23 protein-coding genes are annotated in these 25,098 nt (G+C 71.0%); 15 read left to right on the top strand and 8 right to left on the bottom strand.

What is annotated here, in order from left to right; genetic code table 11:
• Positions 1–9: 9 nt before the first annotated feature.
• From dctP to ABL310_RS20935, 3 genes are all read right to left on the bottom strand, one after another.
• Complete coding sequence (gene dctP, locus ABL310_RS20945; protein ID WP_349368934.1) at positions 10–1,002, bottom strand: TRAP transporter substrate-binding protein DctP; 993 nt, start codon at positions 1,000–1,002, stop codon at positions 10–12.
• A 200-nt stretch (positions 1,003–1,202) separates the two neighbouring features.
• The gene (locus ABL310_RS20940) at positions 1,203–2,045 is read right to left on the bottom strand and encodes an amidohydrolase family protein (RefSeq protein ID WP_349368933.1); all 843 of its coding nucleotides are present in this window, start codon (positions 2,043–2,045) and stop codon (positions 1,203–1,205) included.
• Between the two features lie 13 nt (positions 2,046–2,058).
• Positions 2,059–3,093 (bottom strand): aldo/keto reductase, encoded by a 1,035-nt coding sequence (locus ABL310_RS20935; RefSeq protein WP_349368932.1) that lies wholly within the window; start codon positions 3,091–3,093, stop codon positions 2,059–2,061.
• A gap of 366 nt (positions 3,094–3,459) precedes the next feature.
• On the opposite strand from ABL310_RS20935, the gene ABL310_RS20930 reads away from it, so the two are divergent.
• The 3 genes from ABL310_RS20930 to ABL310_RS20920 are packed head-to-tail and all read left to right on the top strand — an operon-like array spanning position 3,460 to position 6,883.
• Entirely contained in the window at positions 3,460–4,272 is an 813-nt protein-coding gene (locus ABL310_RS20930; RefSeq protein ID WP_349368931.1) for a BtpA/SgcQ family protein, read from the top strand.
• Positions 4,272–5,396: a M20/M25/M40 family metallo-hydrolase gene (locus ABL310_RS20925; protein ID WP_349368930.1), complete on the top strand. Its 1,125-nt coding sequence runs from the start codon at positions 4,272–4,274 to the stop codon at positions 5,394–5,396. Before ABL310_RS20930 ends, ABL310_RS20925 begins: the two co-directional genes overlap by 1 nt.
• The gene (locus tag ABL310_RS20920) at positions 5,393–6,883 is read left to right on the top strand and encodes an FGGY-family carbohydrate kinase (RefSeq protein ID WP_349368929.1); all 1,491 of its coding nucleotides are present in this window, start codon (positions 5,393–5,395) and stop codon (positions 6,881–6,883) included. Before ABL310_RS20925 ends, ABL310_RS20920 begins: the two co-directional genes overlap by 4 nt.
• A 432-nt stretch (positions 6,884–7,315) precedes the next feature.
• Here ABL310_RS20920 and ABL310_RS20915 read toward each other — a convergent pair whose 3' ends face one another.
• The 3 genes from ABL310_RS20915 to ABL310_RS20905 form a co-directional block, all read right to left on the bottom strand.
• Positions 7,316–8,272: a carbohydrate ABC transporter permease gene (locus ABL310_RS20915; RefSeq protein WP_349368928.1), complete on the bottom strand. Its 957-nt coding sequence runs from the start codon at positions 8,270–8,272 to the stop codon at positions 7,316–7,318.
• Between the two features lie 3 nt (positions 8,273–8,275).
• The gene (locus tag ABL310_RS20910) at positions 8,276–9,382 is read right to left on the bottom strand and encodes a sugar ABC transporter permease (RefSeq protein ID WP_349368927.1); all 1,107 of its coding nucleotides are present in this window, start codon (positions 9,380–9,382) and stop codon (positions 8,276–8,278) included.
• 70 nt (positions 9,383–9,452) lie between these two features.
• The gene (locus tag ABL310_RS20905; protein ID WP_349368926.1) at positions 9,453–11,126 is read right to left on the bottom strand and encodes a sugar ABC transporter substrate-binding protein; all 1,674 of its coding nucleotides are present in this window, start codon (positions 11,124–11,126) and stop codon (positions 9,453–9,455) included.
• Positions 11,127–11,394: 268 nt separating this feature from the next.
• On the opposite strand from ABL310_RS20905, the gene ABL310_RS20900 reads away from it, so the two are divergent.
• From ABL310_RS20900 to ABL310_RS20890, 3 genes are all read left to right on the top strand, one after another.
• Entirely contained in the window at positions 11,395–12,459 is a 1,065-nt protein-coding gene (locus ABL310_RS20900) for a sn-glycerol-3-phosphate ABC transporter ATP-binding protein UgpC (RefSeq protein ID WP_349368925.1), read from the top strand.
• 107 nt (positions 12,460–12,566) lie between these two features.
• Positions 12,567–13,019: an RbsD/FucU family protein gene (locus ABL310_RS20895; protein ID WP_349368924.1), complete on the top strand. Its 453-nt coding sequence runs from the start codon at positions 12,567–12,569 to the stop codon at positions 13,017–13,019.
• Between the two features lie 10 nt (positions 13,020–13,029).
• Positions 13,030–13,950 (top strand): ribokinase, encoded by a 921-nt coding sequence (locus ABL310_RS20890; protein WP_349368923.1) that lies wholly within the window; start codon positions 13,030–13,032, stop codon positions 13,948–13,950.
• A gap of 45 nt (positions 13,951–13,995) precedes the next feature.
• Here ABL310_RS20890 and ABL310_RS20885 read toward each other — a convergent pair whose 3' ends face one another.
• Positions 13,996–15,075, bottom strand: coding sequence for a LacI family DNA-binding transcriptional regulator (locus ABL310_RS20885; protein WP_349368922.1), 1,080 nt, complete (start codon positions 15,073–15,075; stop codon positions 13,996–13,998).
• Between the two features lie 128 nt (positions 15,076–15,203).
• On the opposite strand from ABL310_RS20885, the gene ABL310_RS20880 reads away from it, so the two are divergent.
• The 9 genes from ABL310_RS20880 (at position 15,204) to ABL310_RS20840 (ending at position 24,023) form a co-directional block, all read left to right on the top strand.
• On the top strand, positions 15,204–15,479 hold the full coding sequence (locus tag ABL310_RS20880; RefSeq protein ID WP_349368921.1) for a hypothetical protein: 276 nt from the start codon (positions 15,204–15,206) through the stop codon (positions 15,477–15,479).
• A 29-nt stretch (positions 15,480–15,508) separates the two neighbouring features.
• The gene (locus tag ABL310_RS20875; protein ID WP_349368920.1) at positions 15,509–16,681 is read left to right on the top strand and encodes a TRAP transporter substrate-binding protein; all 1,173 of its coding nucleotides are present in this window, start codon (positions 15,509–15,511) and stop codon (positions 16,679–16,681) included.
• A 99-nt stretch (positions 16,682–16,780) separates the two neighbouring features.
• Positions 16,781–17,335, top strand: coding sequence for a TRAP transporter small permease (locus tag ABL310_RS20870; protein ID WP_349368919.1), 555 nt, complete (start codon positions 16,781–16,783; stop codon positions 17,333–17,335).
• 10 nt (positions 17,336–17,345) lie between these two features.
• Positions 17,346–18,656 (top strand): TRAP transporter large permease, encoded by a 1,311-nt coding sequence (locus ABL310_RS20865; protein WP_349368918.1) that lies wholly within the window; start codon positions 17,346–17,348, stop codon positions 18,654–18,656.
• A gap of 25 nt (positions 18,657–18,681) precedes the next feature.
• The gene (gene hisD / locus ABL310_RS20860) at positions 18,682–19,980 is read left to right on the top strand and encodes a histidinol dehydrogenase (protein WP_349368917.1); all 1,299 of its coding nucleotides are present in this window, start codon (positions 18,682–18,684) and stop codon (positions 19,978–19,980) included.
• A gap of 1 nt (position 19,981) precedes the next feature.
• Positions 19,982–20,743: an SDR family oxidoreductase gene (locus ABL310_RS20855; RefSeq protein WP_349368916.1), complete on the top strand. Its 762-nt coding sequence runs from the start codon at positions 19,982–19,984 to the stop codon at positions 20,741–20,743.
• A gap of 11 nt (positions 20,744–20,754) precedes the next feature.
• Positions 20,755–21,750 (top strand): alcohol dehydrogenase catalytic domain-containing protein, encoded by a 996-nt coding sequence (locus ABL310_RS20850; protein ID WP_349368915.1) that lies wholly within the window; start codon positions 20,755–20,757, stop codon positions 21,748–21,750.
• Positions 21,751–21,821: 71 nt separating this feature from the next.
• Positions 21,822–22,730, top strand: a complete 909-nt coding sequence (locus tag ABL310_RS20845) for a LysR family transcriptional regulator (protein WP_349368914.1) — start codon at positions 21,822–21,824, stop codon at positions 22,728–22,730.
• A gap of 135 nt (positions 22,731–22,865) precedes the next feature.
• Complete coding sequence (locus ABL310_RS20840) at positions 22,866–24,023, top strand: ABC transporter substrate-binding protein (protein ID WP_349368913.1); 1,158 nt, start codon at positions 22,866–22,868, stop codon at positions 24,021–24,023.
• A gap of 84 nt (positions 24,024–24,107) precedes the next feature.
• Here ABL310_RS20840 and ABL310_RS20835 read toward each other — a convergent pair whose 3' ends face one another.
• Positions 24,108–25,073: an IS110 family transposase gene (locus ABL310_RS20835; protein ID WP_349367582.1), complete on the bottom strand. Its 966-nt coding sequence runs from the start codon at positions 25,071–25,073 to the stop codon at positions 24,108–24,110.
• Positions 25,074–25,098 lie beyond the last annotated feature (25 nt).

The following is a 25,098-nucleotide window of genomic DNA, read 5'->3' as shown; positions in this document are numbered from 1 at the left end:
ACCTCGCGCTCACTCGACGGCGTTGATCGCGTCGACGATGCCCTCCGGCCACGCGTCCGCGTATTCCGAAGAGAGATAGGCCGCCTGCACGCGCTCGCGGAAGGCCTGGACGTTCGGCTCGTAGACCTTCAGCCCCTGGTCGCGGAAGAAGGCGGCGAGCTCGTCCTCGAGGGCGAGCTGCTTCTGGCGCGCGCTCTCGGCGGCGGCGTCGGCGGCCGCCTGCACGGCCTGCTGCTGCTCGGGAGTGAGCTCGTCCCAGACCGCCTTCGACATGGCGAGATAGTTCAGGTCGACGAGGTGGGAGGTGAGCACGATCTGGCTCGTGACCTCGTAGAACTTCGAATCCTTGTTCGTCGGCAACGGGTTGTCCTGGCCGTCGATGGCGCCCGTCTGCAGCGCCGTGTAGACCTCGGTGAAGGGCAGCGGCAGCGGGTTCGCGCCGAGCGCGCGGCCGAGGAACTGCCAGGCCTCGCTGCCCGGCATGCGCAGCTTCACGCCGTCCAGATCCTCGGGCGTCATCACCTCCGTCTCGGGACGCAGGTTGAGATGGCGCCGGCCGAGATACATCACGGTGAGCAGCTTCACGCCGAGCTCGTCCTCGACCTTCTGCTTGAAGGGGTCCATCAGCGGGTCGTTGAAGACCGCGACCTGATGCGCCGCGTCGCGGTGCAGGTAGCCGGCGGAGAAGACCGAGAACTCGGGGAAGAACTCGGCCAGCTCCTGGGCCGAGGTGATCGACATCTCGAGGTTTCCGCGGGCGATCGCCTCGAGCTCGGTGCCCTGGCGGAACAGGCTCGCGTTCCAGTGCGGCTCGAAGGTGGCGAACTCGGCGATCGCCGGGGCGAAGACCTCCGTGAGCGCCACCGCGCGCTGGTCCGTCGGCGTCGCCGGCGAGGACAGGCGCAGCGTGACGTCCTGCGCCGGAGCGGCGCCGCTCGTCGTCGCCAGCGCGAGCGCTGCGACCGCGCCGATGACGCTACGTCGCGACCAAGAATTGAGCATGACGAAGTCCTCCCTCTACAGATCTGCGCGGGCTGTGGTCTCGCCCGCTTGAGAGAAGCCTTGCACCGCGATTTCGCACTGTCCAGACGCAAAAGCCGGGCTTCGCACGGACTCCCGGGTTTCGCTTCGCGCACGCGCGCGGCTCTCCTCTGCCGGTCCCGACAGGGTCGACGCCTCGCTGCGCGGGCGCGCCCGCCCGCTCAGACGTCGAGCCGGTAGAACGTCACCGCCGTGCCGCCGAACACCCGCGCCCGGTCTGCGTCGTCGAGCCCGGCGGTGAGCGCCTCCGCCGCCGCGCGCCAGTCGTCGTATTCGGCGCGCAGCCGGCAGACCGGCCAGTCCGAGCCCCACATCACCCGGCCCGGCCCGAACACGTCGAGCACGTGCTCGGCATAGGGGCGCAGGTCCTCGACCGTCCAGCCCGGGTCCGCCTCGGTGACGAGCGCCGAGAGCTTGCAGTAGGCCTGCGTCTCCTGGGCGATCCGGCGCATCCCCTCGGCCCAGACGCGGAAATTCGCGTCCGAATGGTCGCGGATCTGCGGCTTCATGCAATGGTCGACGACGACCCGCATGTCCGGGTAGTGGGTGAGGATCGTCAGGAAGTTGGCGAGATGGCGCGGGAAGCCGAGCGCGTCGAAGGCGAGGTCGAGGTCGCGCACGGCCTCGAAACCCCATTGCACGTCCGCGCGCAGCATCCAGTCGTCGTCCGGAATGTCCTGGATCATCGGCCGCACGCCGCGGAACTTCGGATGCCGCGCGAGGCGCTCCAGCACGGCGCGGTGCTCCGGCCGCTCGAAATCGACCCAGCCGACGACGGCCTTCACGTGATCCGTCGCGTCGGCGATCCCGAGCATGTACGCGGTCTCCTCCACCGTGGCCGCGGCCTGGACGAGCACCGTGCCGGCGATGTCGTGGCGCGCGAGCGCCGGCGCGAGGTCGCCGGGGCCGTAGGGCCGCGCCAAGGTCTCGTTGTCGAGCGGCATCCAGTCGTAGTCGCCGCGGGCGGGATTCCAATAGTGCTGGTGCGCGTCGATCATGACCATGGTTCCCTCCCGCTCAGGCGATCGGCGCGTCGGCGCGCATCAGGCCTTCCGCCTTCAAATCGGCGAAGAGGGCCTCCGGCACGGCGGCCTGCGCGGCGAGGATGTTCGCCTCCATCTCCGACACGCCCTGCCCGCCGGGGATCACCGAGACGACCGCGGGATGGCGCAGCGGGAACTGGAAGGCGGCGTCGACGAGGCGCACGCCGTGGCGCCGGCAGACGGCCTCGATCTTCACCACCCGCTCCAGGATTTCCGGCGGCGCCGGGTCGTAATTGTAGTACGCCCCCTCCCGCGGCCCGGTCGCGAGGATGCCCGAATTGTAGGGCCCGCCGATCACTATGCCGATCCCGCGGCTCTCGGCGAGCGGGAGGAAGCTCACCAGCGCCTCCTGCTCCAGCAGGGTGTAGCGCCCCGCCAGCAGGAAGAGGTCCATGTCGCCACGCTCGGTGAGCGTCTGGCAGGTCTCCCACTCGTTGACGCCCGCGCCGAAGGCCTTGATGACACCCTCCTCGCGCAGCTTCAGGAGGGCCTTGTAGCCCCCGTTCGCACCCATCAGCTCGTCGATCTTCGCGTCGAGCGCCGCCTGGGAGCCGTGATTGAAGCGGTCGAGATCGTGGGCGAAGAGGACGTCCACCCGGTCGACGCCGAGCCGCTCGAGCGAGAACTCGAGCGAGCGCATCACCCCGTCGTAGCCGTAGTCGTAGATCTCCTTGCGGCTCGGCACGTCGAACCATTTGCCGATGCCGTCGCGCGTCTGCGGCGTCGCCGCCGCGAGCAGGCGGCCGATCTTGGTGGAGAGCACGTAGGAATCCCGCTTCTTGCCGCGCAGGAAGTGCCCGAGCCGCGTCTCGGAGAGGCCGAAGCCGTAGAGCGGCGCGGTGTCGTAATAGCGCACGCCCGCCTCCCAGGCGCGCTCGAGCACTCCTTGCGCCTCCTCCTCCGAGATCGCCCGATAGAGGTTCCCCAGAGGCGCGGTGCCCATGCCGAGCTCGGTGAAGGTCAGGCCGCCGTCGCCCCGGCGGTCCCAATGGCGCGTACGCTGGTCCATGCTCGTCTCCTCCTGTGCTTTCTTTCGGAAGGAAGCCGGCGCGCCGGCTGTCATCACCGGCCGAAGCGCCGTCAGGCGCGGAGGGGAAGGCGACCCAGCGCGAAACGCAGCGCCGCAGGCGCTCCGCATGCCGCCGACCAGGCGGCTGGCCGCCGCGACGGAGGCACCTTCGGTGCGAACGAGTCGCGCTGGGTCCCCTTCTACTACGGTCGCTTCGCGACCTCCGGCCGGGGATGACACCGTCGAGCAGGCCCGACGTCTTCCTTACCGTGCAGGCGAGGTTAGGCGAAATCGTCTCCCCACGCAGCCGAAACCTCGATAAGCTTCACCGAAACGGGAGCCGCAGAGCACCGGAAGGGAGGAACGATGTCGTTGTTCCAGCGCGTCTTCGGCGACGGCAAGCCGGTGATCGGCATGGTCCATCTCGGCGCCCTGCCCGGTGCGCCGCTCTACGACGAGGCGGCGGGGGTGGACGCCGTCGTCGAGGCGGCCCGCGCCGATCTGCACGCCTTGCAGGACGCGGGCTTCGACGCGGTGATGTTCGGCAACGAGAACGACCGGCCCTACGAGCTGAAGGTCGACGTCGCCTCCACCGCGACCATGGCCTTCGTGATCGGTCGCCTGCGCGACGAGGTCCGCATCCCCTTCGGCGTGAACGTGCTCTGGGACCCGCAGAGCACCGTCGCCCTCGCGGCGGCGACGGGCGCGGCCTTCGTGCGCGAGATCTTCACCGGGACCTACGCCTCCGACATGGGCGTGTGGGCGCCCGACGCCGGCGCGGCGATGCGCGCGCGCAACCGGCTCGGCCGGCGCGATCTCGCCATGCTCTACAACGTCTCGGCCGAATTCGCCGACAGCCTCGACCGCCGGACCCTTCCCGACCGGGCCCGCAGCGCCGTATTCTCCTCCATCCCCGACGCGGTGCTGGTCTCCGGCCACATCACCGGGGAGGCGGCGGCGCTCTCCGATCTCGAGGCGGTGAAGGCCGTCCTGCCGACGACGCCGGTCCTCGCCAATACCGGCGTCAAGCACGAGACGGTGGGCGACGTGCTGCGCGTCGCCGACGGCTGCGTCGTCGGCTCGGCCCTGAAGGTCGGCGGCGACACCTGGAAGCCGGTCGACCGCGAGCGCGCGGCGGACTTCATGGCGCTCGCCCGCGCCGCGCGCGAGGGCGCGTGATGGCCGACCGGGCCGCGATCGCGCGCATCCGAGAGGACCTCCTCGCCCTGATGCCGATACCGGGCCTCTCCGGGCACGAGGACCGGGTCCGACGCGCCATCGCGGGCAAGCTCGGCGAGATCGGCGTCGAGAGCCGTTCCGACCGGCTCGGCAACCTGATCGCCACGCTCCCCGGCGACCCGGCCGCGCCCTCGGTGATGCTGTTCGCGCACATGGACCAGCTCGGCTTCGTCGTGCGCAGGATCGAGGCGGATGGGCTCGTCCGGGTCGAGCGGATGGGCGGCGTGCCCGAGCGCGCGCTCGCCGCGCAGGCGGTGACGCTCTGCGTCGGCGAGGGACGGGACGTGCCGGGGCTGATCGCCAACAAGGCCCACCACGCCACCGCGCCGGAGGAGAAATACGCCGTCGTGCGCGCGCCCGATCTCGTCATCGACACCGGCCACGGCTCCAAGGCCGCGGTGGAGGAGGCTGGCGTGCGCATCGGCACGCCGGTGGTCTACCGCCCGCAGGCGCTCCCCCTCGCCGGCGACCGGATCGCCGGCACCAGCGTCGACGACCGCGCCGGCTGCGCGACGCTGATCGAGGTCGCGCGGGCGCTGGCAGCCCGCGCCGCGGGCAGCGGCCCGACGGTGCACCTCGTCTTCTCGGTGCAGGAGGAGTTCAACCTGCGCGGGGCGGTGGTGGCGGCGCAGGCGCTCGCTCCGGACATCGCCGTCCAGATCGACCTGATGCTCGCGACCGACACGCCCGACATGGCCGATCGCGGCGAGATGCGGCTCGGCGGCGGGCCGGGGATGAGCCTCTACTCCTTCCACGGCCGCGGCACGCTCAACGGCGTCATCCCCCATCCCGCCCTCGTGCGCCTCGCGGAAGACGCGGCGGAGGAGGCGGGCCTGCCGCTCCAGCGCAGCGCCCAGGTCGGCGTGCTGACCGACCTCTCCTACGTCCAGCTCGTGGGCGCCGGCGTCGCCGCGCTCGATCTCGGCTTCCCGATGCGCTACTCGCACTCCGCGCTCGAGTGCTGCGACGTCGGCGATCTCGCCGCCCTCGCTCGGCTGCTGGTCACGGCGCTCGGGCGCATCGGCCCCGGCTTCTCCCTCTCCCGCGACGAGGCGGCGTCATGACCTATACGCTCGGCATCGACATCGGCACCTACGAGACCAAGGGCGTCCTGGTCGACGCCGAGGGGCGGGTCGTCGGCCAGGCGGCGCGCGGGCACGAGATGCTCGTGCCGCGTCCGGGCTGGGCGGAGCATCGCCCGCTGGAGGACTGGTGGGGCGACGTCGTCCACGTCTGCCGGGCGATCCTGGCCGACACGCGGGTCGACCCGGGCGCGATCGCGGCGATGGCGGTGAGCGCCATCGGGCCCTGCATGCTCCCGGTCGACGCGGACGGCGCACCCTTGATGAACGGCGTGCTCTACGGCGTCGACGGCCGGGCCGCGGCGGAGATCGCCGCGCTCGATGCGCGGATCGGGGCGGACACGATCCTCGAGCGCTGCGGCAACGCGCTGACCTCGCAATCCGTCGGGCCCAAGATCCTGTGGCTGAAGAACAAGCGCCCGGATCTCTACGCCCGGACGGCGCGGGTGCACACCTCGACCTCCTTCGTCGTCGAGCGCCTGACCGGCGAGGCGGTGATCGACCATTACACGGCGGCGAATTTCGCGCCCCTCTACGACGTCGCGCGGCGGGACTGGGTCGCCGATCTCGCCGACGACATCCTCCCGCTCGACAAGCTGCCGCGCCTCGCCTGGTCGACGGACATCGCGGGCGCGATCACCGCCGCGGCGGCGCAGGAGACCGGGTTGAAGGCGGGCATGCCCGTGACCGTCGGCACGATCGACGCCGCCGCGGAAGCGATCAGCGTCGGCGTGCGCGATCCCGGCGACATGATGCTGATGTACGGGTCGACGGTCTTCGTCATCGCGCTCGCCTCGGAGCGGGTGCGCGATCCGCGGCTGTGGTACGCGCCCTGGCTCTTTCCCGGCGAGCACGCCTCGATGGCGGGGCTCGCGACGTCCGGCACGCTGACGCACTGGTTCCGCGACCGCTTCGCCCGCGAATTGCCCCGCGAGGAGGCCTTCGCGACGCTCGCGGCCGAGGCCGAGGCCTCGCCGCCGGGCGCGAACGGGCTCCTCGCGCTGCCCTATTTCTCCGGCGAGCGCACGCCGCTGCACGACCCGTACGCGCGCGGCACCTTCTTCGGGCTCGACCTCACCCATTCCCGCGGCGACCTCTACCGGGCGCTGCTGGAGGGCATCGCCTACGCGACGGCCCACGTGATCGAGACCTACCGGGACGTCGGCGCGGCGCCCCGCCGGGTCCTCGCGGTGGGCGGCGGGGTCAAGAACCGGATCTGGCTGGAGGCGACCTCCGACATGTCCGGCCTCGCCCAGCGGCTCTGCCGCGAGACGATCGGCGCGAGCTACGGCGACGCCTTCCTCGCCGCGGTCGCGACCGGCCGGGCGAAGCGCGCGGACATCGCGGCGTGGAACCCGGTCTCGCGCACCGTCGAGCCGACGCCGCGCCCGGAATACGAAGCCGGCTTCCTTTTGTTCAAGCGCCTCTATGAGGCGACGAAGGACATCGCCCACGCGCTCGCGGGCTGACGGGGAAAACGCAGCGCGAGTTCCTCTCTCCCTCGTGGTCCTGCGTGGAGGGAGGGGCGACTTGCATGGCCCTTCCTTTCCTTCCCTGTAGGGGAAGGTGGCTCGGCGAAGCCGAGACGGATGGGGCGCGGCGCGCGAGCGACGCGTTCCGCGAAGCGGAAGCCCGGTTGCGTCCATCTCGCCCGTCGAATTCGGCTTCGCCGAACGCGCGTCCCGCGCGCCCCATCCGTCACCGCGCTTCGCGCGGCGACACCTTCCCCTACAGGGAAGGAAAAGAGTCGGCGCGCCGAAACCTCCCCGCAGGGGAGGTGGGCCGCGAAGCGGACCGGAGGGGGCGAAATAGGGTCGCCACGCCCCGTTCGCCCCCACCCGTCGACTCTTGGAGCCGCCGACCTCCCCTGCGAGGAGGTGTCGGGTGGCGGCCTGCGCGTCTCACTTCACCGCGCCCGCCGCCATGCCCTTGATGATGAAGCGCTCCAGCAGGATGCCGACGACGATCAGGGGCAGGATGGCGGCGAAGGACAAGGCCGCCATGGACCACCAATTGATGCCCTGCGACCCCGTCTGGCTCGCCACCATGACGGGCAGCGTCACGGCGTTGGTGCTCGTCAGCAGCGCGGCGAAGAAATACTCGTTCCAGGTGAGCACCAGCGACAGGATGAAGGCCGCGACCATGCCCGGAAGGGCGATCGGCAGGATGATGGTCGCGAACGCCCCCCAGATCGAGAGCCCGTCGACGAGGGCCGCCTCCTCGAGCTCGGTGGGGATCGAGGCGAACTGGTCGCGCATGATCCACACCACGATCGGCAGGACGGTGAGGGTGTAGAGCAGGATCAGCCCCAGCCGCGTGTCCAGGAGCGCGAGCTCCTTGTAGAGGACGAGGAAGGGCAGCGCGAGCACGACCGGCGGCAGGATCAGCTGCGAGAGGAAGAAGAACGAGATGTCGTCGTTCCTCATCGGCCCGAACCGGAAGGTGAAGCGCGAGAGGCCGTAGGCCGCGAGCGAGCCCAGGGCCACGGCGAGCGTGGAGGAGGCCAGAGCCGCGATGGCCGAGTTGACGAAGCGCTTGAGGAATTCCGCGCGCACGGTGGATTCGGCGCCGATCGTCTCGGGCGAGAGCCCGAGCGAGCGCCAGCCGAGCCAGGCGGGCTCGTAGTCGAGGAAGGGCACGAGGTGGCCCTGCATGACGTTGGGCGCCATCTTGAAGGAGGTCGTGATCGTCCAGTAGATCGGGAACAGGCACACCAGCGCCCACAGCGACAGCGCGCCGTAGACTGCGAAGCGCCCGAGCCACCACTTGGCCCGATAGGCGCGGTCCGCCTCCGAATCGTGGAAGATCTGCACCTTCTCGGCGGGCGCCGCCGCCAGGGTCTCGGTTCCCTGCGCCATGGTTCAGGTCCTCGGACGGGTGAAGCGGGCGGCGACCTTCATCAGCACCGTCATGGCGATCACGATGACGACGAGGTAGATCATCGCCAGCATCGTGCCGTAGCCGACGTTCGAGCGGTCGCGATATTCGCGGAAGATGAAGCTCGTCACCGTATCGGTCGCCCCGCCGGGGCCGCCGGCGGTGACGTTGATGACGATGTCGGCGAGCTTCAGCTTGAAGATGATCCGGATCAGGATCGCGGTGAGCGAGACCGGCAGCATCAGCGGGAAGGTGACCTGCCAGAAGCTCTGCCAGGCGCTCGCCCCGTCGACCCTGGCGGCCTCCTGCAGGTCCTTGGGGATCGCCTGGAGGCCCGCGAGCAGCATGATCATCATCAGCGGGATGAAGGTCCACGCGTCCATGATCATGATCGTGGCGCGGGCGATCTCGGGCGAGCCGTAGAAGGACGGGCTGTCCCAGCCGAGCCAGCGCCCGAGCCGGGCGATCGGCCCGAAGCGGTTCTCCAGCATCGACTTGCCGATCATCCAGCTCACCGCCACCGGCGAGAGCATGAGCGGCAGGAGGAAGGCGACGCGGAAGAACTTCCGCGCGCGGATCTGCGAGGCGAGGATCAACGCGAGCCCGAAGGCGATGGCGTATTCGACGAGGATCGCCAGCGTGTACCAGACCATGTTGAGGAGCGCGTTCCAGTAGAACGGGTCGCCCCACATCTGGCGGATGTTGTCGAGGCCGTTGAACCGCGCGCCGTCGAGCGAGGACAGGTTCCAGTCGGTGAAGGCGATGGAGAGCCCGAACAGGAGCGGGAACACCACCATCGACACGACGAAGAGCGCCGCCGGCAGGACGAAGAGCGCGCGCTTGCCCTGCTCGCCGTTGACGATCACCTGGCCCGCGCACAGGCACACGGCCCAGAGCAGGTAGGCGTAGAGGGTGGGCCGCCAGGTCTCGAAGCCGATCGCGATCACGCCCGCGACGTCGAGCGCCTGAAGGACGCCGACGAGCGCGAGGAGCGCGAACGAGCCCCGGATCAGGCCCCGCCCGAAGGCGCGGCGGCGGTCCGAGATGTCGTCGGCTGTGACGACGTGAAGGGAAGCGACGTCGGTGCTCACGGGCTTTCCGGGTCGGTATCGGGGACGCGCGGCCGGCGGATCGAGCCGGCCGCGCCATCGGCGTCTCGCGTCACAGGCCCAGCGAGGCGCGGTAGAGCGCGATCTGGCTCTCGCGGCCGATCTGGTCGGTGATGCGCTCCCAGGCGGCGGCGATGGCGTCGGCGCCCTCCTGCACCGAGCCGTACTGGCCGGCATAGATCTTGGCGAGCTCGTCCTCGGCCACCGAGTAGTACTGGAAGATGCCCGGGATGCGCGGCTCGATCGCCGCGTTCGGGTGGTTGTAGCTCTCCGACTGCGAGGCGAGGAAGTCGTTGATGAACAGCTCGTCGTAGCCGGCCTCGGTCCATTCCGGGACGTTGAAGTGGGAGTTGCGGTAGGGCTGGAAGCCGGACGGATAGGCCGAGCACCACAGCGAGATGTCCTTGCCGCCGAGATGCGCCGCCGCCGACCAGGCCGCCTTGCGCTTCCTCTCGTCGGAGGCCGCGCGCTTCATCACGTAGATGCCCCAGCCGATATAGGCCATGTTCGGCGCGAAGTTGGGGCCTGAGGCCAGCGTCTCCCACTCGCCCTTGGCGTGGTTCCAGACCTCGTCCGAGCCCGGCAGGATCGAGAAGGCGGTGACGTCGCCGACGACCGAGGTGTCGGACGTCTTCGCCGAGGCGCCGACGTCGCCCCACCACGACACCATCGCGCCGGTGCCGGCGAGGAACTGCTGGAAGGCGGTGGTGCCGGGATCGGCGTTGATCTGGTCCGGCGGCTGCGTCGCCATGATGTCCATCACGTCCTGGATGGCGCGCACCCAGGCGGCGTTGTTCACCCGCGGCTTCATCGTGTCCGGATCGAACAGCCAGGCCGGGTCGTCCGGGTGCTTGGCGTAGGCCGTCGCCCGCGAGCCGAGGAAGTAGAAGGCGAAGCCGCCCCAGCCCTTGAGCGGGTCGAGATAGCCGTGGGCGGGAAGGCCGGTGAGCGGGTCGGTCTTGCCGGCGAGGAACTGCGAGACCTCGTTGACCTTCCGCCAGGTCGTCGGCGGCTCCCAGGGGCCCTCGTGGCCCTCCTCCGCCCAGGCGCGGGCGAAGTCCTCGTTCTCGAAATAGTCCTTGCGGTAGTTGAAGTTGTGGCAGTCGCCGTCGATGGAGATGCGGTAGGTCCTGCCGTCCCAGGTGCCGACGGGCTCCTTCAGGTAGCCGACGTAATCCTCCATGTCGATCAGCGACTTGACCCAGTCCGGCATCTCGTCGGCGAGGCCCCGGCCGCAGACGTCGCCCTCGAAGGGCGCGCCCATCTCGAGGATGTCGAAATCCACCGTCTCGGTGGCGATCGACTGCTGGAGGCGGGCGTTGTAGTCCGCCTGGGCGAGGTCGATCCAGTTGATGCGCGCGCCCGTGTAGGCCTCCCAGGGCTTGAGGAAGCCGCGGAAGAGGAAGTTGTGGAGGTTCTGGTTGTTGAGCCCCATGAAGGTCAGCTCGACGCCCTCGAACTCGCCCTCCTGCACGACCTCCTTGATCGGCCCGAGGCAGAGCTCGCCCACCTTCTGCCAGTCGGCGTCCGTCGGCGAGCCCATGCCGACGCCCGGGATCTTCAGGATCTCGGCCCGCAGGCCGGATTGCGCGGCGGCGGGGCGCGCGCCGAGCGCGGAGCCGAGCCCGCCCAGCGCCGAGACGGCGCCGAGGCTCGCGGCCCCCTGCAGAAGCCGGCGCCGGGTCATGCCGGCGCGCATGAGCCTTTCATAGAGTTCGACCTTCACGGCAGAGTCCTCCCTCGGTGCGACGCGCATGGGGCGTCGGGCGCGCGCCGCCCTGGCGCGGGCGCGCGTCGCTCGTTGTGATTCGTGACCGTTCCCGCTTTTTCTTGTTGCAGCGCAGCAAGCCGCGGCCGGCCACGCTGCGAATACGATCACCGGGACAGCTCACGCTGTCAATCATCGTGATCGTTCCTGTACTCGTCCCGTGGACACGCCCGCACCCCTCCGCTAGTCCTGATGGAAGCGGACCGAAAACGACGGATGGGGCGGGATGGCCGAGGTCACGATTCGATCGCTGCGCAAGGCCTACGGCGAGGTGGAGGTCATCCACGGCATCGACGTCGACATCGAGGACGGCCGCTTCGTCGTGCTGGTGGGCCCGTCGGGCTGCGGGAAGTCCACGCTGCTGCGCATGATCGCGGGCCTCGAGGGCGTCACCTCGGGCAGCATCGCCATCGGCGACCGGGTGGTGAACAACCTGCCCCCGGCCAAGCGCGACATCGCCATGGTCTTCCAGAACTACGCGCTCTACCCGCACAAGACGGTCGCCGCGAACATGGGCTTCGCGCTCAAGCTGCGCGGCATGGACAAGGCCGAGATCCGGGCCCGCGTCGAGAAGGCGGCCGAGGTGCTCGGGCTCACGCCCTATCTCGACCGCTACCCGCGCGCGCTCTCCGGCGGGCAGCGCCAGCGCGTCGCCATGGGCCGCGCCATCGTGCGCGATCCGCAGGTCTTCCTGTTCGACGAGCCCTTGTCCAACCTCGACGCCAAGCTGCGCGTGCAGATGCGCGCCGAGATCAAGGAGCTGCACCAGCGCCTGCGCACGACCACGGTCTACGTCACCCACGACCAGATCGAGGCCATGACCATGGCCGACACGATCGTGGTCATGCAGGGCGGGCGCATCGAGCAGGTCGGCGCGCCGCTCGCCCTCTACGACCGGCCCGCCAACGTCTTCGTCGCGGGCTTCATCGGCTCGCCGGCGATGAACCTGCTCGACGGGACCGTCCGGCGCGAAGGCGGAGGCCTCGTCGTCGAGGCCGGCGGGGCCCGTCTGCCGGTCGCGGACGGACCCGATCTCGAGGACGGCCGGCGCGTCACGCTGGGCGTGCGCCCCGAGCACCTCGCCATCGCCGAGACGGGGCTCGCCGGCGCCATCGCCGTCGTCGAGCCGACCGGCTCGGAGACCCACGCCATCGTGCGCCTCGCCGGCCGCGAGATCACCGCCGTCTTCCGCGAGCGCCATGCGCTCGATCCCGGCGCGCCGATCACGCTCGCCCCCGACCCGACGCGCGTCCACCTGTTCGACCAGGCGAGCGGCGCACGGCTCGGGTGAGCGCGGCGATTGCCGCGGTTGCGCCTCGGCGCTAGGCTTTCGCGATCGGGCCCCGTGAGAAGCCCCACCAGACGCCCGGCGCGAGACGCCCGCAGGGAGGACACCGCATGCTGAAAGGGATCGACCCGCGCCTCGGCGCGGACGTGCTCTACGCCTTGCGCGCCATGGGCCACGGCGATGCGCTCGTCGTCGCCGACACGAACTTCCCCTCCGATTCGGTCGCCCGCGCGACGGTGCTCGGCCGGCTGCTGCGCATGGACAACCTCACCGCCGGAGAGGCGATCGCCGCGATCCTCTCGGTGATGCCGCTCGACACCTTCGTCGACGACTTCGCCGGGCGCATGGAGGTCGTGGGCGAGCCGCGGACGATCCCGCCGGTCCAGGAGGAGGTCCAGGCCGCGATCGACGCCGCCGAGGGCCGCCCGCGGCCGATGATCGGCATCGAGCGCTTCGACTTCTACGATCGCGCGCGCCGGTCCTACGCCGTGATCCAGACCGGCGAGCGCCGGTTCTACGGCTGCTTCGTCCTGCGCAAGGGCGTGATCCCTCCGGAGGCGTGAGGAGCGGGCGATGACCGGCACCATCGTGATCCTCGGCGTCTTCGTCGCCGACACCTCCTACCGGGCGGCCCGCCAGCCGCGCATGGGCGAGACCATCCTCGGCGAGAGCTTCGCGCTCGGGCCCGGCGGCAAGGGCTCGAACCAGGCGGTCGCCGCCGCGCGGGCGGGCGGCGCGGTGCATATCGTCTCGAAGCTCGGCCGCGACACCTTCGCCGAGATGGCGCTCGCCACCTGGGCCGAGGCCGGCGTCACGCCCGCCGTGACGCAGGACGAAACGAGCTACACCGGCGCGGCCTACATCTTCGTCGACGCGAAGACCGGCGACAACGCCATCATCGTCGCCCCGGGCGCCGCCGGGACGATCGCGCCCGCCGACATCGAGGCGCAGGCCGGGCTGATCGGCGGGGCCGCGGTGTTCGTCACCCAGCTCGAGCAGCCGATGGAGGCTGCGATCCGCGCCCTCGAGATCGCCCGCGCGGGCGGCGCGCGCACCATCCTCAATCCCGCGCCGGCCGCCCCCCTCGCCGACGCGACGCTCGCCTTGTGCGATGTCGTGACGCCCAACGAGACCGAGGCGCAGGAGATCACGGGCCTGCCCGTCGGCTCCGTCGAGGAGGCGCGCCGGGCGGCGCAGGCGCTGCTCGACCGCGGCGTCGGAGCGGCCGTGATCACGCTCGGCGAGAACGGCGCGCTCTACCACGACGGGCGGGTGAGCGAGCACGTGCCGGCCTTCCGCGTCGGCGCGGTGGTGGAGACGACCGGCGCGGGGGACGCCTTCACCGGCGGCTTCGCGACCGCGCTCGCGGAAGGTCGCGCGCCCGTGGAGGCCGTGCGCTTCGGCTGCGCCGCGGCGGGGATCTCGGTCACCCGCCCCGGCACCGCCCCCGCCATGCCGACGCGCGCGGAGATCCTCGCCCTCCTGGGCGAATGAGAGCGTCGGGCGCCTGTGGACGTCCGGCCGCGCGATCGGGATCGTTCAGGTCGGCTGCGGCGCAGATCCCGTCGGCGGCGGCGCCGTCGAGCCGCGGACGATGAGGCGCGTCGGCACCTCGGTGGCGGTGGCCACCGTCTGTCCCGAGATCCGGCGGATCAGGTGCTCCGCGGCGCGCGCGCCGATCAGGCTCGCCGGCACGCCGACGGTGGTGAGGCCCGGCCCGAGCTGGGCGGCCAGCGGCAGGTCGTCGAAGCCGGCGACGGAGACGTCTTCCGGTACGGAAAGACCCATGGCCTGCGCCTCGAACATCGCCCCGAAGGCGAGCACGTCGTTGCCGCAGACGATCGCCGTCGGGCGCGGCGCGTGCGCCATCAGCGCGCGCATGCCCTCGCGCCCCTCCTCGAGCCCGTAGGCGCGCTCGACGACGCAGGCCGGATCGAGCGCCAAGCCCCGCCGCGCCAGCGCCGCGCGCACGCCGTCCAGCCGCTCGCGGGCGCGATCGTTCTCCGCCGTCGGCGCGGCGATCATGCCGAAGCGGCGGTGGCCGATGGACCATAGGTAATCGGCGAGCGCCGCCGCGGCGCGGGCATTGTCGAAGCCGATGGAGGGCTCGGTCTCGCTCAGGGTCCAGCCCAGCACCATCGGCGCGCCGCGCGCGGCGGCGCGGGCGCGCAGCTCGGGATGATGGTCCTTGCCGATGAGGAACAGCCCGTCGATGCCGCGGGAGAGCAGGGTGCGCGCCTGCGCCAGCTCCTGCTCGAGGTCGTACTCGTGGCTCGCGATGAGCAGCGTGTAGCCCTCCGCGGCGAGCGCCCGCTGCAGGCCCTCGATGCCGGCGGCGAAGATGGCGTTGTCGAGGGTCGGAACGATGGCGCCGATCGTCAGGCTGCGGCGGGAGGCGAGGGCGCGCGCGGTGGCGTCCGCCTCGTAGCCGAGCCGGCGCACGGCGTCCTCGACCCGGGCGCGGGTCGCGGCGCGCACGCTCGCCGGCGCGTTCAGGCAGCGCGAGACGGTCGCCGTGGAGACGCCGGCGGCCGCGGCCACGTCGGCGAGCGTCGGCTGCGCTTGAAAGCGCTTTCGACCAGTCTCGGCGACGGCGCTGTCGTTGCCCGTCTCGTCCACCTGCGCGCGTCCCTTTGTATGGTCGTCCGTCCGGAGCTAGAACGATCGCGACCGCTTGACAAGCGTCACGAGGCTGCTAGCCTCTCATGTAAGCGCTTACAAAAATCGCGCACCAGGAGGAGAACGCCATGGCACGGGGCCGCACGTCCCAGCCGCCGCAGACGTCGCCGCTCGCGCGGGCCTCGCTCGCGCTCGCCGCCGTCCTGTTCGGGCTCTTCGTCGCCAACGTGATCGCCGGCCGCGTGCTGGTGGATCTCGGCCGCCTCGACGGAACGGGCGTGCCGGGCGTGGCCGAGTTCCTCCTGCTCTTCGCTGCGGTCGTCGCGTTCACGGTCTCCGTTCTCGCCCGGGAGCGGGCGGCGGAGCGCGAGCGGGCGGCCGCGTCGACCCGAGAGGCCGCCTAGAGCCGACCAGGACACGAGGGAGGAACGACATGAAAGACGACGATCGCCGCAACGCCCCCGAGAACCCCACGCAGACGCCCGCGCTGACGCGCCGGCGCTTCTTCCAGGTGGCGGGCACCTTCGGCTTCACCACGGCGGTGATCGCCTCCGCCGGCGGCTTCCTGCATTCGGACGAGGCCGTCGCGCAGACGGCCAACGAGGAGCGCGAGCGCCAGCAGGCGGCGGAGCGCACCATGACGGTGGCGACGGCCTACATCATCACGGCCGACCGCAGCTATCCGATCATGCAGCTCGACTTCAAGGAGAACCTCCAGAACATGTCGAACGGGCGCATCTACGTGCGCCTCGCCCCCAACGGGCAGCTCGGCACCGGCAGCGCGCTGGCGCAGTCGGTCCAGGAGGGGACGATCGAGTGCGCCCAGCACTCGCTGTCGAACTTCGCGCCCTTCGCGCCCGTGGTCGACCTGATCAACATCCCGTACTGGTGCGGCGACAACCAGCAATTCGCCAACCTCGTCACCTCCGCCGCCTGGAGGAACGAGGTGAACCCCAAGGTCGAGGAGCGCGGCTTCAAGCCGCTCTGGTACGTGACGATCGACCCGCGCACGGTCGCCGTGGGCCGCGGCGTCGAGGGGCCGGTGCGCACCCCCGACGACATCCAGGGCATCAAGTTCCGCGTGCCCGGCTCGCAGATCCTGCAGCAATTCTATCGGCTGCTCGGCGCCAACCCGACGCCGGTCGCCTGGGGCGAGACGCCCTCCGCCATCCAGCAGGGCGTCGCGGACGCGCTCGATCCGTCGGTCGGCGCGCTGTACGTCTTCGGCTTCAAGGACATCCTGTCGTCGATCACGCTGGTGCGATCGGTGCCCGACGCGCAGGTCTATTCCTGCAACAAGGCCTGGTACGATGCGCTCGACGGCGAGCTGCAGGAGGCGATCGACTTCGCCTCCGAGACCACCTTCCGCCAGAACCTCGCCAAGGTCCCCGCCGCGCGCGCCTACGCCATGTCCGAGCTCTCGAAGTCGGGCGTCGATTTCTACGCGCCGACCGAGGACGAGCTCGCCCAATGGTCCGAGCGCGCCGGCCACCAGCGCTCCGAGTGGGATTCGGTGAAGACCGAGCTCGCCGGCTCCATCGAGGCCTTCGAGCGCCTGCGCGAGGCGGCGGAGACGGACGGCGGCTACTACGTCCACGACGCCTGACCAACGACGCCTGACCAACGACGCCTGAGCGCCGGCGTCGCACCTCGGCGGGGGGCCTCGCGCCCCCCGTCCCTTCCGGCTCCAATCCGGGCGGACATCATGTCGGACACCCTCTCGAAGCCCCGCGCCGGCCGTGCGGCGCGCATGCTGCGCGCGCTCGACGAGAACGGCGAGCGCTGGCTGCTCCTCGTCCTCTACGGGACGATCGTCTCGGCGATCTCGATCGAGGTCGCCCGGCGCTTCCTCCTGTCCTATTCGAGCGTCTGGGGCGAGGAGGTGGCGCGCTACGCCTTCATCTATCTCGCCTGGATCGGCGCCTCGGCCGCAGTGCGGGAGCGCGCGCATATCCGCATCGACGTCCTCGTCAGCCGCACGCCGCCACGGGTGAAGGCGGCCTTCGACGTGCTCGCCGACCTGTGCACGCTCGCGCTGGCGCTGATCTGCCTCTACTGGTCGGTGCGCCCGGTCGTGACCTCGCTCGAGTTCGGCTCGGTGACGCACGGGCTTCGCATCAGCATGGCCTGGTTCCTGGTCGCCGTGCCGCTCGGCTTCGCGCTCATGACCTTCCGGGTGCTGCAATGCCTCGCGGGCGACCTGCACCGCCTGCGCACGGGCGCCGCCCCGAAGGCCGCGCATTCGCAGCCGATCGCCTGAGGAGGACACGATGCTCTGGCAGCAGATGGAGCAGGCCTCCTTCGCCGATCTCGGCTTCGGCTTCTACGGGCCGCTGATCGCGATCCTCGTCCTCATCCTCGTCGGCGTGCCGGTCTGGGTCTCGCTCGGGCTCGGCGTCGTGGGCATCCTGTGGTTCACCGAGACCCTGCCGATGACCCTCGTCGGCGCCTCGCTCTTCCAGGGCATCGACCATTTCGCGCTGATCGCGGTGCCGCTCTTCATCCTCACCGGCGACGTTCTGGTCCGCACCGGCCTCTCGGAGAAGCTCCTCGACGTCGCCCAGGCGCTGACCGGGGGCGTGCGCTCGGGCTTCGGCTCGGCGACGGTGCTGGGCTGCGGCTTCTTCGCCTGCATTTCCGGCTCGGACGCCGCCGGCGCGGCGGCGGTGGGGCGCATGACCATCGACCGGCTGGTGCGCGAGGGCTACCCGAAGCCCTACGCCTGCGCGCTGGTCGCGTCGGGCGCCTGCACCGGCATCCTGATCCCGCCCTCCATCGCCTACATCGTCATCGGCCTCGTGCTCGGCATCTCGGCCTCGACGCTGTTCCTCGCCGCGGCGATCCCGGGGCTGATGATCCTGCTGTCGATCCTCACGACCAACCTCGTGATGAACCGCATCCACGGCTACGAGAACGGCGCCGTCGGCTTCTCGCTCGCGCGCCTCGGCCGGGCGATCGTGGACGGGCGCTACGCGCTGCTCGTGCCGGTGATCATCCTCGGCGGCATCTATTCGGGAATCTTCACCCCCACCGAGGCCGCGGCGGTGGCGGTCACGCTGACCATCGTCATCGGCCTCGCCCAGGGCACGCTGCGGCTCTCGGACTTCCCGAAGATGCTCGTCTCGTCGGCGAAGGTGAACGGAATCATCCTGCCGATCATCGCGATCTCGCTGCCGCTCTCCCAGGCGCTCGCGGCGCTCCAGGTGCCGCAGGCCTTCGTCGCGACGATGACCGGGATCAGCCCCGAGCCGATGGTCATCATCCTGATCATGGTCGGCATCCTCATCCTCGCGGGCCTGATCATGGAGACGACGCCGAACATCGTCATCCTGGCGCCGCTCCTCCTGCCGCTCGCGCAGGAGATCGGGATGAACGAGATCCATTTCTGCGTCCTGATGATCACGGCGCTCGGCGTCGGCTTCATCACCCCGCCCTTCGGGCTCAACCTGTTCGTCATCTCCGGCATCACCGGCACGCCCGTGCTCTCGATCGCGGCCCGCGCGATCCCCTACGTGCTCGGCATGCTCGCGGTGGTGCTGCTTCTCGCCTACGTGCCCGCCTTGTCGCTGTGGGCCTTCTGATTCTCACGCTCCGGGAGTTCTCGCGATGGCCGTCGTCCATCTGAAATCCGCCTCGAAGACCGCCCGCACCGACGAGGGCGAGACCCGCGCCCGCGTGGCCCAGCTCCTCGCCGAGCTCGAGGCCGGCGGCGAGGCCGCGACCCGCGCCTTGGCCGAGCGCCTCGACGGCTGGACCGGCGAGATTCTGGTCGAGCGCGCGCAGATCGAGGACGCGGCGTCCGCCGTCTCGCAGCAGCTCAAGGACGACATCCGCTTCGCCCACGACCGGGTGCGCCGCTTCGCCGAGGCGCAGCGCGGGGGCATGAACGACCTTTCGGTCACGCTCGCGCCGGGGCTCGAGGCCGGGCATCGCCACGTCCCGATGGAGACCGCCGGCTGCTACGTGCCCGGCGGGCGCTTCGCCCACGTCGCCTCCGCGATCATGAGCGTGACGACGGCGAAAGCCGCGGGCGTGCCCTTCGTCGTGGCGGCCTCGCCGCCGCGCGGGCCGGAAGGCATCCACCCGGCGGTGCTCTACACGCTCGGCCAGTGCGGCGCCGACGCCGTGCTGACGCTCGGCGGCGTCCAGGCCATCGCGGCGCTCGCCTACGGGCACTTCACCGGCCGCGCGGCCGACATCCTGGTCGGGCCCGGCAACCAGTACGTGGCCGAGGCCAAGCGCATCCTGTTCGGCCGCTGCGGCATCGACATGGTGGCGGGTCCCTCCGAGATCATGGTGATCGCCGACGAGACCGCCGATCCCGAAATCGTCGCCATCGACCTCGTCGGCCAGGCCGAGCACGGGCCGAACAGCCCCGCCTGGCTCGTCACCACCTCGCGCGCGCTGGCGGATGCCGTGATCGCCCGCATGCCGGAGCTGATCGCCGCGCTGCCGGACCCCAACCGCGGCTTCGCCGAGGCGGCCTGGCGCGACTACGGCGAGGCGATCGTCTGCGATACGCGCGAGGAGGCGGCCGCGGTGAGCGACGCCTACGCCTCGGAGCATCTCGAGGTCCAGGCCGCCGACCTCGCCTGGTGGCACGACCGCCTGCGGAACTACGGCTCGCTCTTCCTGGGCGAGGAGACGACGGTGGCCTACGGCGACAAGGCGTCCGGGCCGAACCACATCCTGCCGACCATGGGCGCGGGCCGCTATACCGGCGGGCTCTCGGTGGCGAAGTTCCTCAAGACGGTCACCTGGCAGCGCATGAGCCGCGCGGCCTCCGTCGAGGTGGCCGCCGTGACGGCGCGGATCTCGCGGCTCGAGGGCATGGAGGCCCACGCGCGCACCGCCGACGTGCGCATCGCCAAATACGGCTCGGCCAAGTCCGGCGCGGACGCCTGACATGCGCCCCTCCTTCGACCTCGCCGGGCGGGTCGCCGTCGTCACCGGCGCGAGCTCCGGCATCGGGCAGGCGCTGGCCGCGACCCTCGCCGAGGCCGGCGCGCGGGTCGTCGCATTGGCGCGCCGGGAGGATCGGCTCGCCGAAACCGTCGCGGCGATCGAGGCCGCCGGCGGGCGCGCGGCCGCCCTCGTCGCCGACGTCGGCGATCACCACCGGCTCGACGCGGTGGCGGCGCGGGCGGCCGAGCCCTTCGGCGCGCCGGACATCCTCGTCAACGCGGCGGGCGTGAACCTCCGCGAGCCGTGGGACGCCATCACCCCGGAGAGCTGGGACCGCACGGTGGACCTCAATCTCGCCGCGCCCTTCTTCCTCGCCCAGGCGCTGGCGCCGGCGATGATGCAGAAGGGCTGGGGGCGGGTGATCAACATCGCCTCGCTCCAGTCCGAGCGGGCGATGCCGAACTCGATCCCCTACGGCGCGGCCAAGGGCGGCGTCGCGCAGCTCACCCGGGCGATGGCGGAGGCGTGGTCGGCGCGGGGCGTGACCTGCAACGCGCTGGCGCCGGGCTACTTCCCCACCGAGCTGACCGCCCCGGTCTTCGGCGATCCGGCCCGCGCCGAGGCGCTCGCCCGCCAGACGGCGATCGGCCGCAACGGCCGGCTCGAGGATCTCGCCGGGCCGCTCGTGTTCCTGGCCTCGCCCGCGTCGGACTACGTGACGGGGCAGGTGCTCTACGTCGACGGCGGGTTCACCGCCAAATAGGAGACGCGCGCATGAAGGCGCTGGTCTATACCGGTCCCGAGCGGCTGGCGCTGGAGGAGCGCCCCGATCCGGCGCCCGGCCCCGGCGAGGTCGTGGTGCGGGTCGCCGCCTGCGGCGTCTGCGGCTCGGACATGCACGCCTATCTCGGCCACGACGAGCGCCGCCCGGCGCCGCTCGTCCTCGGCCACGAGGCGGCGGGGATCGTCGAGACCGGACCGCGGGCGGGGGCGCGGGTGGCGATCAACCCGCTCGTCACCTGCATGGACTGCGAGGACTGCCTCTCCGGGCGCACCAATCTCTGCGCGAGGCGTCAGATCCTGTCGATGCCCCCGCGCGAGGGCGCCTTCGCGGAGCGGGTCGTCGTGCCCGAGCGCAACCTCGTGCCGGTGCCGGACCACGTGCCGCTCGAGGTCGCGGCGCTGACCGAGCCGATCGCCTGCGCCTATCATGCGATCGGCGTCGCCGAGCGCGTCCTCGCCCGCCCGGTCCCGGAATGGCGCACGGTGGTGCTGGGCGCCGGGGCGATCGGTGTCGCCGCCGCGCTCGTCCTGAGGAGCCGCGGGGCGCGCGCGATCCTCGTGGCGGAGCCGCATGCCGGCCGCCGCGCCCGGCTCGCCGCCGAGCCGGGAATCGCGCCCTACGATCCCGCGACCGATCCGCCGGAGGCGGGCTCGGCCCATCTCGTGGTCGACGCCGTCGGCTCGGCCCGCACCCGCGAGGAGGCCTGCCGGCTCGCAAGGCCGGGCGGCGCCATCGCTCATATCGGCCTGCTCGAGCGCGCCGGCGGCCTCGACGTGCGCCGGCTCACGCTCCAGGAGATCGCCTTCCTGGGCCTCTACACCTACGCGATGCGCGACTTCGTCGAGACCCTGAACGGGCTCGCCGCCGGCGCCTTCGGCGCGCTCGGCTGGGTGGAGGAGCGCCCGCTCGCCGGGGGCGCCGACGCCTTCGCGGACATCCGCGCCGGGCGCACCGAGGCGGCGAAGCTGCTGCTTCGGCCGTCGTGACCCGTCGGGGGGCGCTTGTCCGCCGCGCGCCCATCGCCTAGCCTTCGGCCTCGGGAGATCGGGGCCGCGCCTTGGCGTTCACCATCCGTCAGCTGCAATTCTTCGTCGCCGCCGCCGAGCAGGGCAGCGTCTCCGGCGCGGCGCGCGCGCTCTCCATCTCGCAGAGCTCCGTCACCGAGGCGATCCACGCGCTCGAGCTCGATCTCGGCGTCCCCCTGTTCGAGCGCCGCGCCCGCGGGCTGGAGATCACGCACAAGGGCAGCCTGTTCCTGCGCCACGCCAAGCAGATCCTCGGCGACGTCTCCAACGCGCGCCACGCCTTCCGCGAGGACGCCGAGGCGCAGGGCGGGTCGCTCTCGCTGGGCGTGACCTCCCTCGTCGCCGGCTACGTGCTCTCCGACATCCTCTCGCGCTTCCGTCGCGCCTATCCGCGGGTGGCGGTCAGCGCCATCGAGGAGAGCGGCGAGTACATCCAGCACCTGCTGATCGGCGGCGAGGTCGATTGCGCGGTGCTGCTGACCTCCTCGCTCAAGGATCGCGCCGCGCTGCACATCGAGCAGCTGCACGTCTCGCCCTACCGGCTCTGGCTGCCGCTCGGCCATCCGCTCGCCGAGGTCGAGGCGATCTCCCTCGAGCAGCTGATCGAGGAGCCGTTCATCATGCTCACCGTCGACGAGATCGAGGAGAGCATGCGCCGGCTCACCGCCTCGCTGAAGGCCAAGCTCAACGTCGCCTTCCGCACCCGCTCGGTGGAGGCCGTGCGATCGCTGGTCGCGACCGGCGCGGGCATCGCGCTCCTGCCGAGCCTGGTCTACCGGCCCTGGTCGCTGGAGGGCGACCGCATCGAGATCCGCGACGTCTCCGGCGACCTGCCGAGCGTGCAGGTCGGCCTCGTCTGGCGCAAGGGCGCGCCGCTGCCGCCGGCGGCCCGCAATTTCGTGCGCTCCGCCCAGACGGCGATCTCCTTGCGCACGTTTTGAGCAATCGGTTTTGCCGATAGCTCGTTTCTGCGTTTTGACATTGCGATCACTCGAAACCGAGCCGTACCCTTCTCAAAACGGCCGCGCTCCCGGCGCGAGACCGCGTGACGATCACCGTTGCGGAGGGGAATGACCATGAAGACCACCACGCTTCTCGGGGCGAGCCTCGTCGCGCTCGCCCTCGCGACGCCCGCCGGGGCGGCCGAGACGATGCAGGAGATCGGCGAGCCGGAAGGCGCGCTCAACATCGTCGCCTGGCCCGGCTACATCGAGCGCGGCGAGACCATGCCCGAGTTCGACTGGGTGACCTCCTTCGAGGAGGCGACCGGCTGCAAGGTCGCCGTGAAGACCGCCAACACGTCCGACGAGATGGTCGCCCTGATGAACGAGGGCGGCTTCGACCTCGTCACCGCCTCGGGCGACGCGAGCCTGCGCCTCGTCGCCGGCAAGCGCGTGCAGCCGATCAACCTGGCGTTGATACCCTCCTGGGAGACGGTGGACGAGCGGCTGAAGAACGCGCCCTGGTACGTGGTCGACGGCGTGCATTACGGCGTGCCCTACCAATGGGGCCCGAACGTCCTGATGTACAACACCGACGTCTTCCCCGAGCCGCCGATCTCCTGGTCGGTCGTGTTCGAGGAGCAGATCCTGCCCGACGGGCAGTCGAACGTCGGGCGCGTCCAGGCCTATGACGGGCCGATCCACGTCGCCGACGCGGCGCATTACCTCATGTACCACGAGCCCGAGCTCGGCATCGCGTCGCCCTACGAGCTGAACGACGAGCAGTACCAGGCGGCGCTCGACCTCTTGCGGGATCAGCGCAAGCTCGTCTCGCGCTACTGGCACGACGCCTTCATCCAGATGGACGACTTCAAGAACGAGGGCGTCGTCGCCTCGGGCTCGTGGCCGTTCCAGGTGAACCTGCTCCAGTCGGACGGGGCGCCCATCGCCTCCACCATCCCGCAGGAGGGCGCCACCGGCTGGGCGGACACGACGATGCTGCACGTCGACGCCGAGAACCCGAACTGCGCCTATCTCTGGATCGAGCATACGCTCTCCTCCAACCTGCAGAGCGATCTCTCGGTCTGGTTCGGCGCGAACCCGGTCGTGCCCGCCGCCTGCACCGACGGGCGCGGCATGCAGACGGCGGAGGGCTGCGCCAAGAACGGCTTCGAGGATTTCGAGCGCATCCGCTTCTGGACGACGCCCGTGACCCGCTGCGAGAGCCAGGGCGAGTGCGTGCCCTATTACCGCTGGGTGTCGGACTACATCGGCGTGATCGGCGGGCGGTGAGAGCGGGTCGGCCGTTCCGGCCGGGGCCTGTCATCCCCGGCCGGAGCGCCGTCAGGCGCGGAGGGGAAGCGACTGTCTTGTCTGTCAAGCGGCTACGGCATTGTGCTGGCTTTCGGCAAGGGCTTTTCGAACGTCTCTGGCGATGGCGTTGAGGCGGACGACGAGCTTGCGCAGGAGAGCGATGCGGATGGATTTTGGCGCTTTTCCCTTGGCCTTGAGGGCGGCGTGCTTGGCGGCGAAGTCGGGGTTGTGGCGGACGAGAACGGTGACGATCGGGTACAGGCCGGATCGGACGCTGGCGCGGCCGCCACGGGTGGAGCGTTTGCCGGCGATGGTGGCGCTGTCCTTGGCGAGAGGAGCCGTTCCCGTGAGCTTGGCGGCCTGCTTGCCGGTGAGGAGCCCGATCTCGGGCAGGTCGGCGAGGACGAGGGCGGCGCTGGCGGTCGAGACGCCCTTGATCTCGCAGAAGGCGTCGAGCAGTGCGCTGGCGAGCGGGGCGGTGCGGGTCTGCTCGGCGATCTCGCGATCGAACAAAGCGACCTCCTCGCGCAGGAAGTCGATCTGGCGCTCGATGGAGGCGCGCACGGCCTCGTCCTCGACCAGGCGTGCGCGGTTCTGGCAGGCGACCTTGTCGCGCACGAGCTGGCGTCGACGCGTGACGAGCTCGCCGAGGCGGGCCTGCGCCGCGTCGTCCGGCGCCTTGGGGCGCAGCTTTCCCGTCGCCCCAAAGTCGGCGATGACGCCGGCGTCGATGCGATCGGTCTTCTCGAGCTTGCCGATGGCCTCGGCGAAGTGGCGGACCTGGCGGGGGTTGGCGATGGCGCAAGGCAGCCCTTCCGCCCAGAGCAGGCGGTGGACGAGGCGCTCGTACCCGCCGGTGGCCTCCAGCACGACGAGGCGGACGCGGTGCGCGCGGCACCATTCCGCGAGACGTGCGACGCCTTCGGGCGTTCGTTCGACGACGAGGTGCTTCCTCGCGTTCTCCTGTCCGGACAGGGCGGCGTCGAGCCGCTCCATGCCGATGTCCACTCCACAAATCGGTGTCGTCACGGTAGCCTTCCTTGCGCATGCGATC

It is taken from the genome of Salinarimonas sp. (assembly GCF_040111675.1).
GTDB lineage: Bacteria > Pseudomonadota > Alphaproteobacteria > Rhizobiales > Beijerinckiaceae > Salinarimonas.
This window is presented reverse-complemented; position numbering and strand designations above follow the sequence as displayed.

Excerpts from the sequence above, each read along its gene's own strand:
- dctP (WP_349368934.1), bottom strand. The coding sequence starts at position 1,002 with ATGCTCAATTCTTGGTCGCGACGTAGCGTCATCGGCGCGGTCGCAGCG.
- ABL310_RS20940 (WP_349368933.1), bottom strand. The coding sequence starts at position 2,045 with ATGGTCATGATCGACGCGCACCAGCACTATTGGAATCCCGCCCGCGGC.
- ABL310_RS20935 (WP_349368932.1), bottom strand. The coding sequence starts at position 3,093 with ATGGACCAGCGTACGCGCCATTGGGACCGCCGGGGCGACGGCGGCCTG.
- ABL310_RS20930 (WP_349368931.1), top strand. The coding sequence starts at position 3,460 with ATGTCGTTGTTCCAGCGCGTCTTCGGCGACGGCAAGCCGGTGATCGGC.
- ABL310_RS20925 (WP_349368930.1), top strand. The coding sequence starts at position 4,272 with ATGGCCGACCGGGCCGCGATCGCGCGCATCCGAGAGGACCTCCTCGCC.
- ABL310_RS20920 (WP_349368929.1), top strand. The coding sequence starts at position 5,393 with ATGACCTATACGCTCGGCATCGACATCGGCACCTACGAGACCAAGGGC.
- ABL310_RS20915 (WP_349368928.1), bottom strand. The coding sequence starts at position 8,272 with ATGGCGCAGGGAACCGAGACCCTGGCGGCGGCGCCCGCCGAGAAGGTG.
- ABL310_RS20900 (WP_349368925.1), top strand. The coding sequence starts at position 11,395 with ATGGCCGAGGTCACGATTCGATCGCTGCGCAAGGCCTACGGCGAGGTG.
- ABL310_RS20895 (WP_349368924.1), top strand. The coding sequence starts at position 12,567 with ATGCTGAAAGGGATCGACCCGCGCCTCGGCGCGGACGTGCTCTACGCC.
- ABL310_RS20890 (WP_349368923.1), top strand. The coding sequence starts at position 13,030 with ATGACCGGCACCATCGTGATCCTCGGCGTCTTCGTCGCCGACACCTCC.
- ABL310_RS20880 (WP_349368921.1), top strand. The coding sequence starts at position 15,204 with ATGGCACGGGGCCGCACGTCCCAGCCGCCGCAGACGTCGCCGCTCGCG.
- ABL310_RS20875 (WP_349368920.1), top strand. The coding sequence starts at position 15,509 with ATGAAAGACGACGATCGCCGCAACGCCCCCGAGAACCCCACGCAGACG.
- ABL310_RS20870 (WP_349368919.1), top strand. The coding sequence starts at position 16,781 with ATGTCGGACACCCTCTCGAAGCCCCGCGCCGGCCGTGCGGCGCGCATG.
- ABL310_RS20865 (WP_349368918.1), top strand. The coding sequence starts at position 17,346 with ATGCTCTGGCAGCAGATGGAGCAGGCCTCCTTCGCCGATCTCGGCTTC.
- hisD (WP_349368917.1), top strand. The coding sequence starts at position 18,682 with ATGGCCGTCGTCCATCTGAAATCCGCCTCGAAGACCGCCCGCACCGAC.
- ABL310_RS20855 (WP_349368916.1), top strand. The coding sequence starts at position 19,982 with ATGCGCCCCTCCTTCGACCTCGCCGGGCGGGTCGCCGTCGTCACCGGC.
- ABL310_RS20850 (WP_349368915.1), top strand. The coding sequence starts at position 20,755 with ATGAAGGCGCTGGTCTATACCGGTCCCGAGCGGCTGGCGCTGGAGGAG.
- ABL310_RS20840 (WP_349368913.1), top strand. The coding sequence starts at position 22,866 with ATGAAGACCACCACGCTTCTCGGGGCGAGCCTCGTCGCGCTCGCCCTC.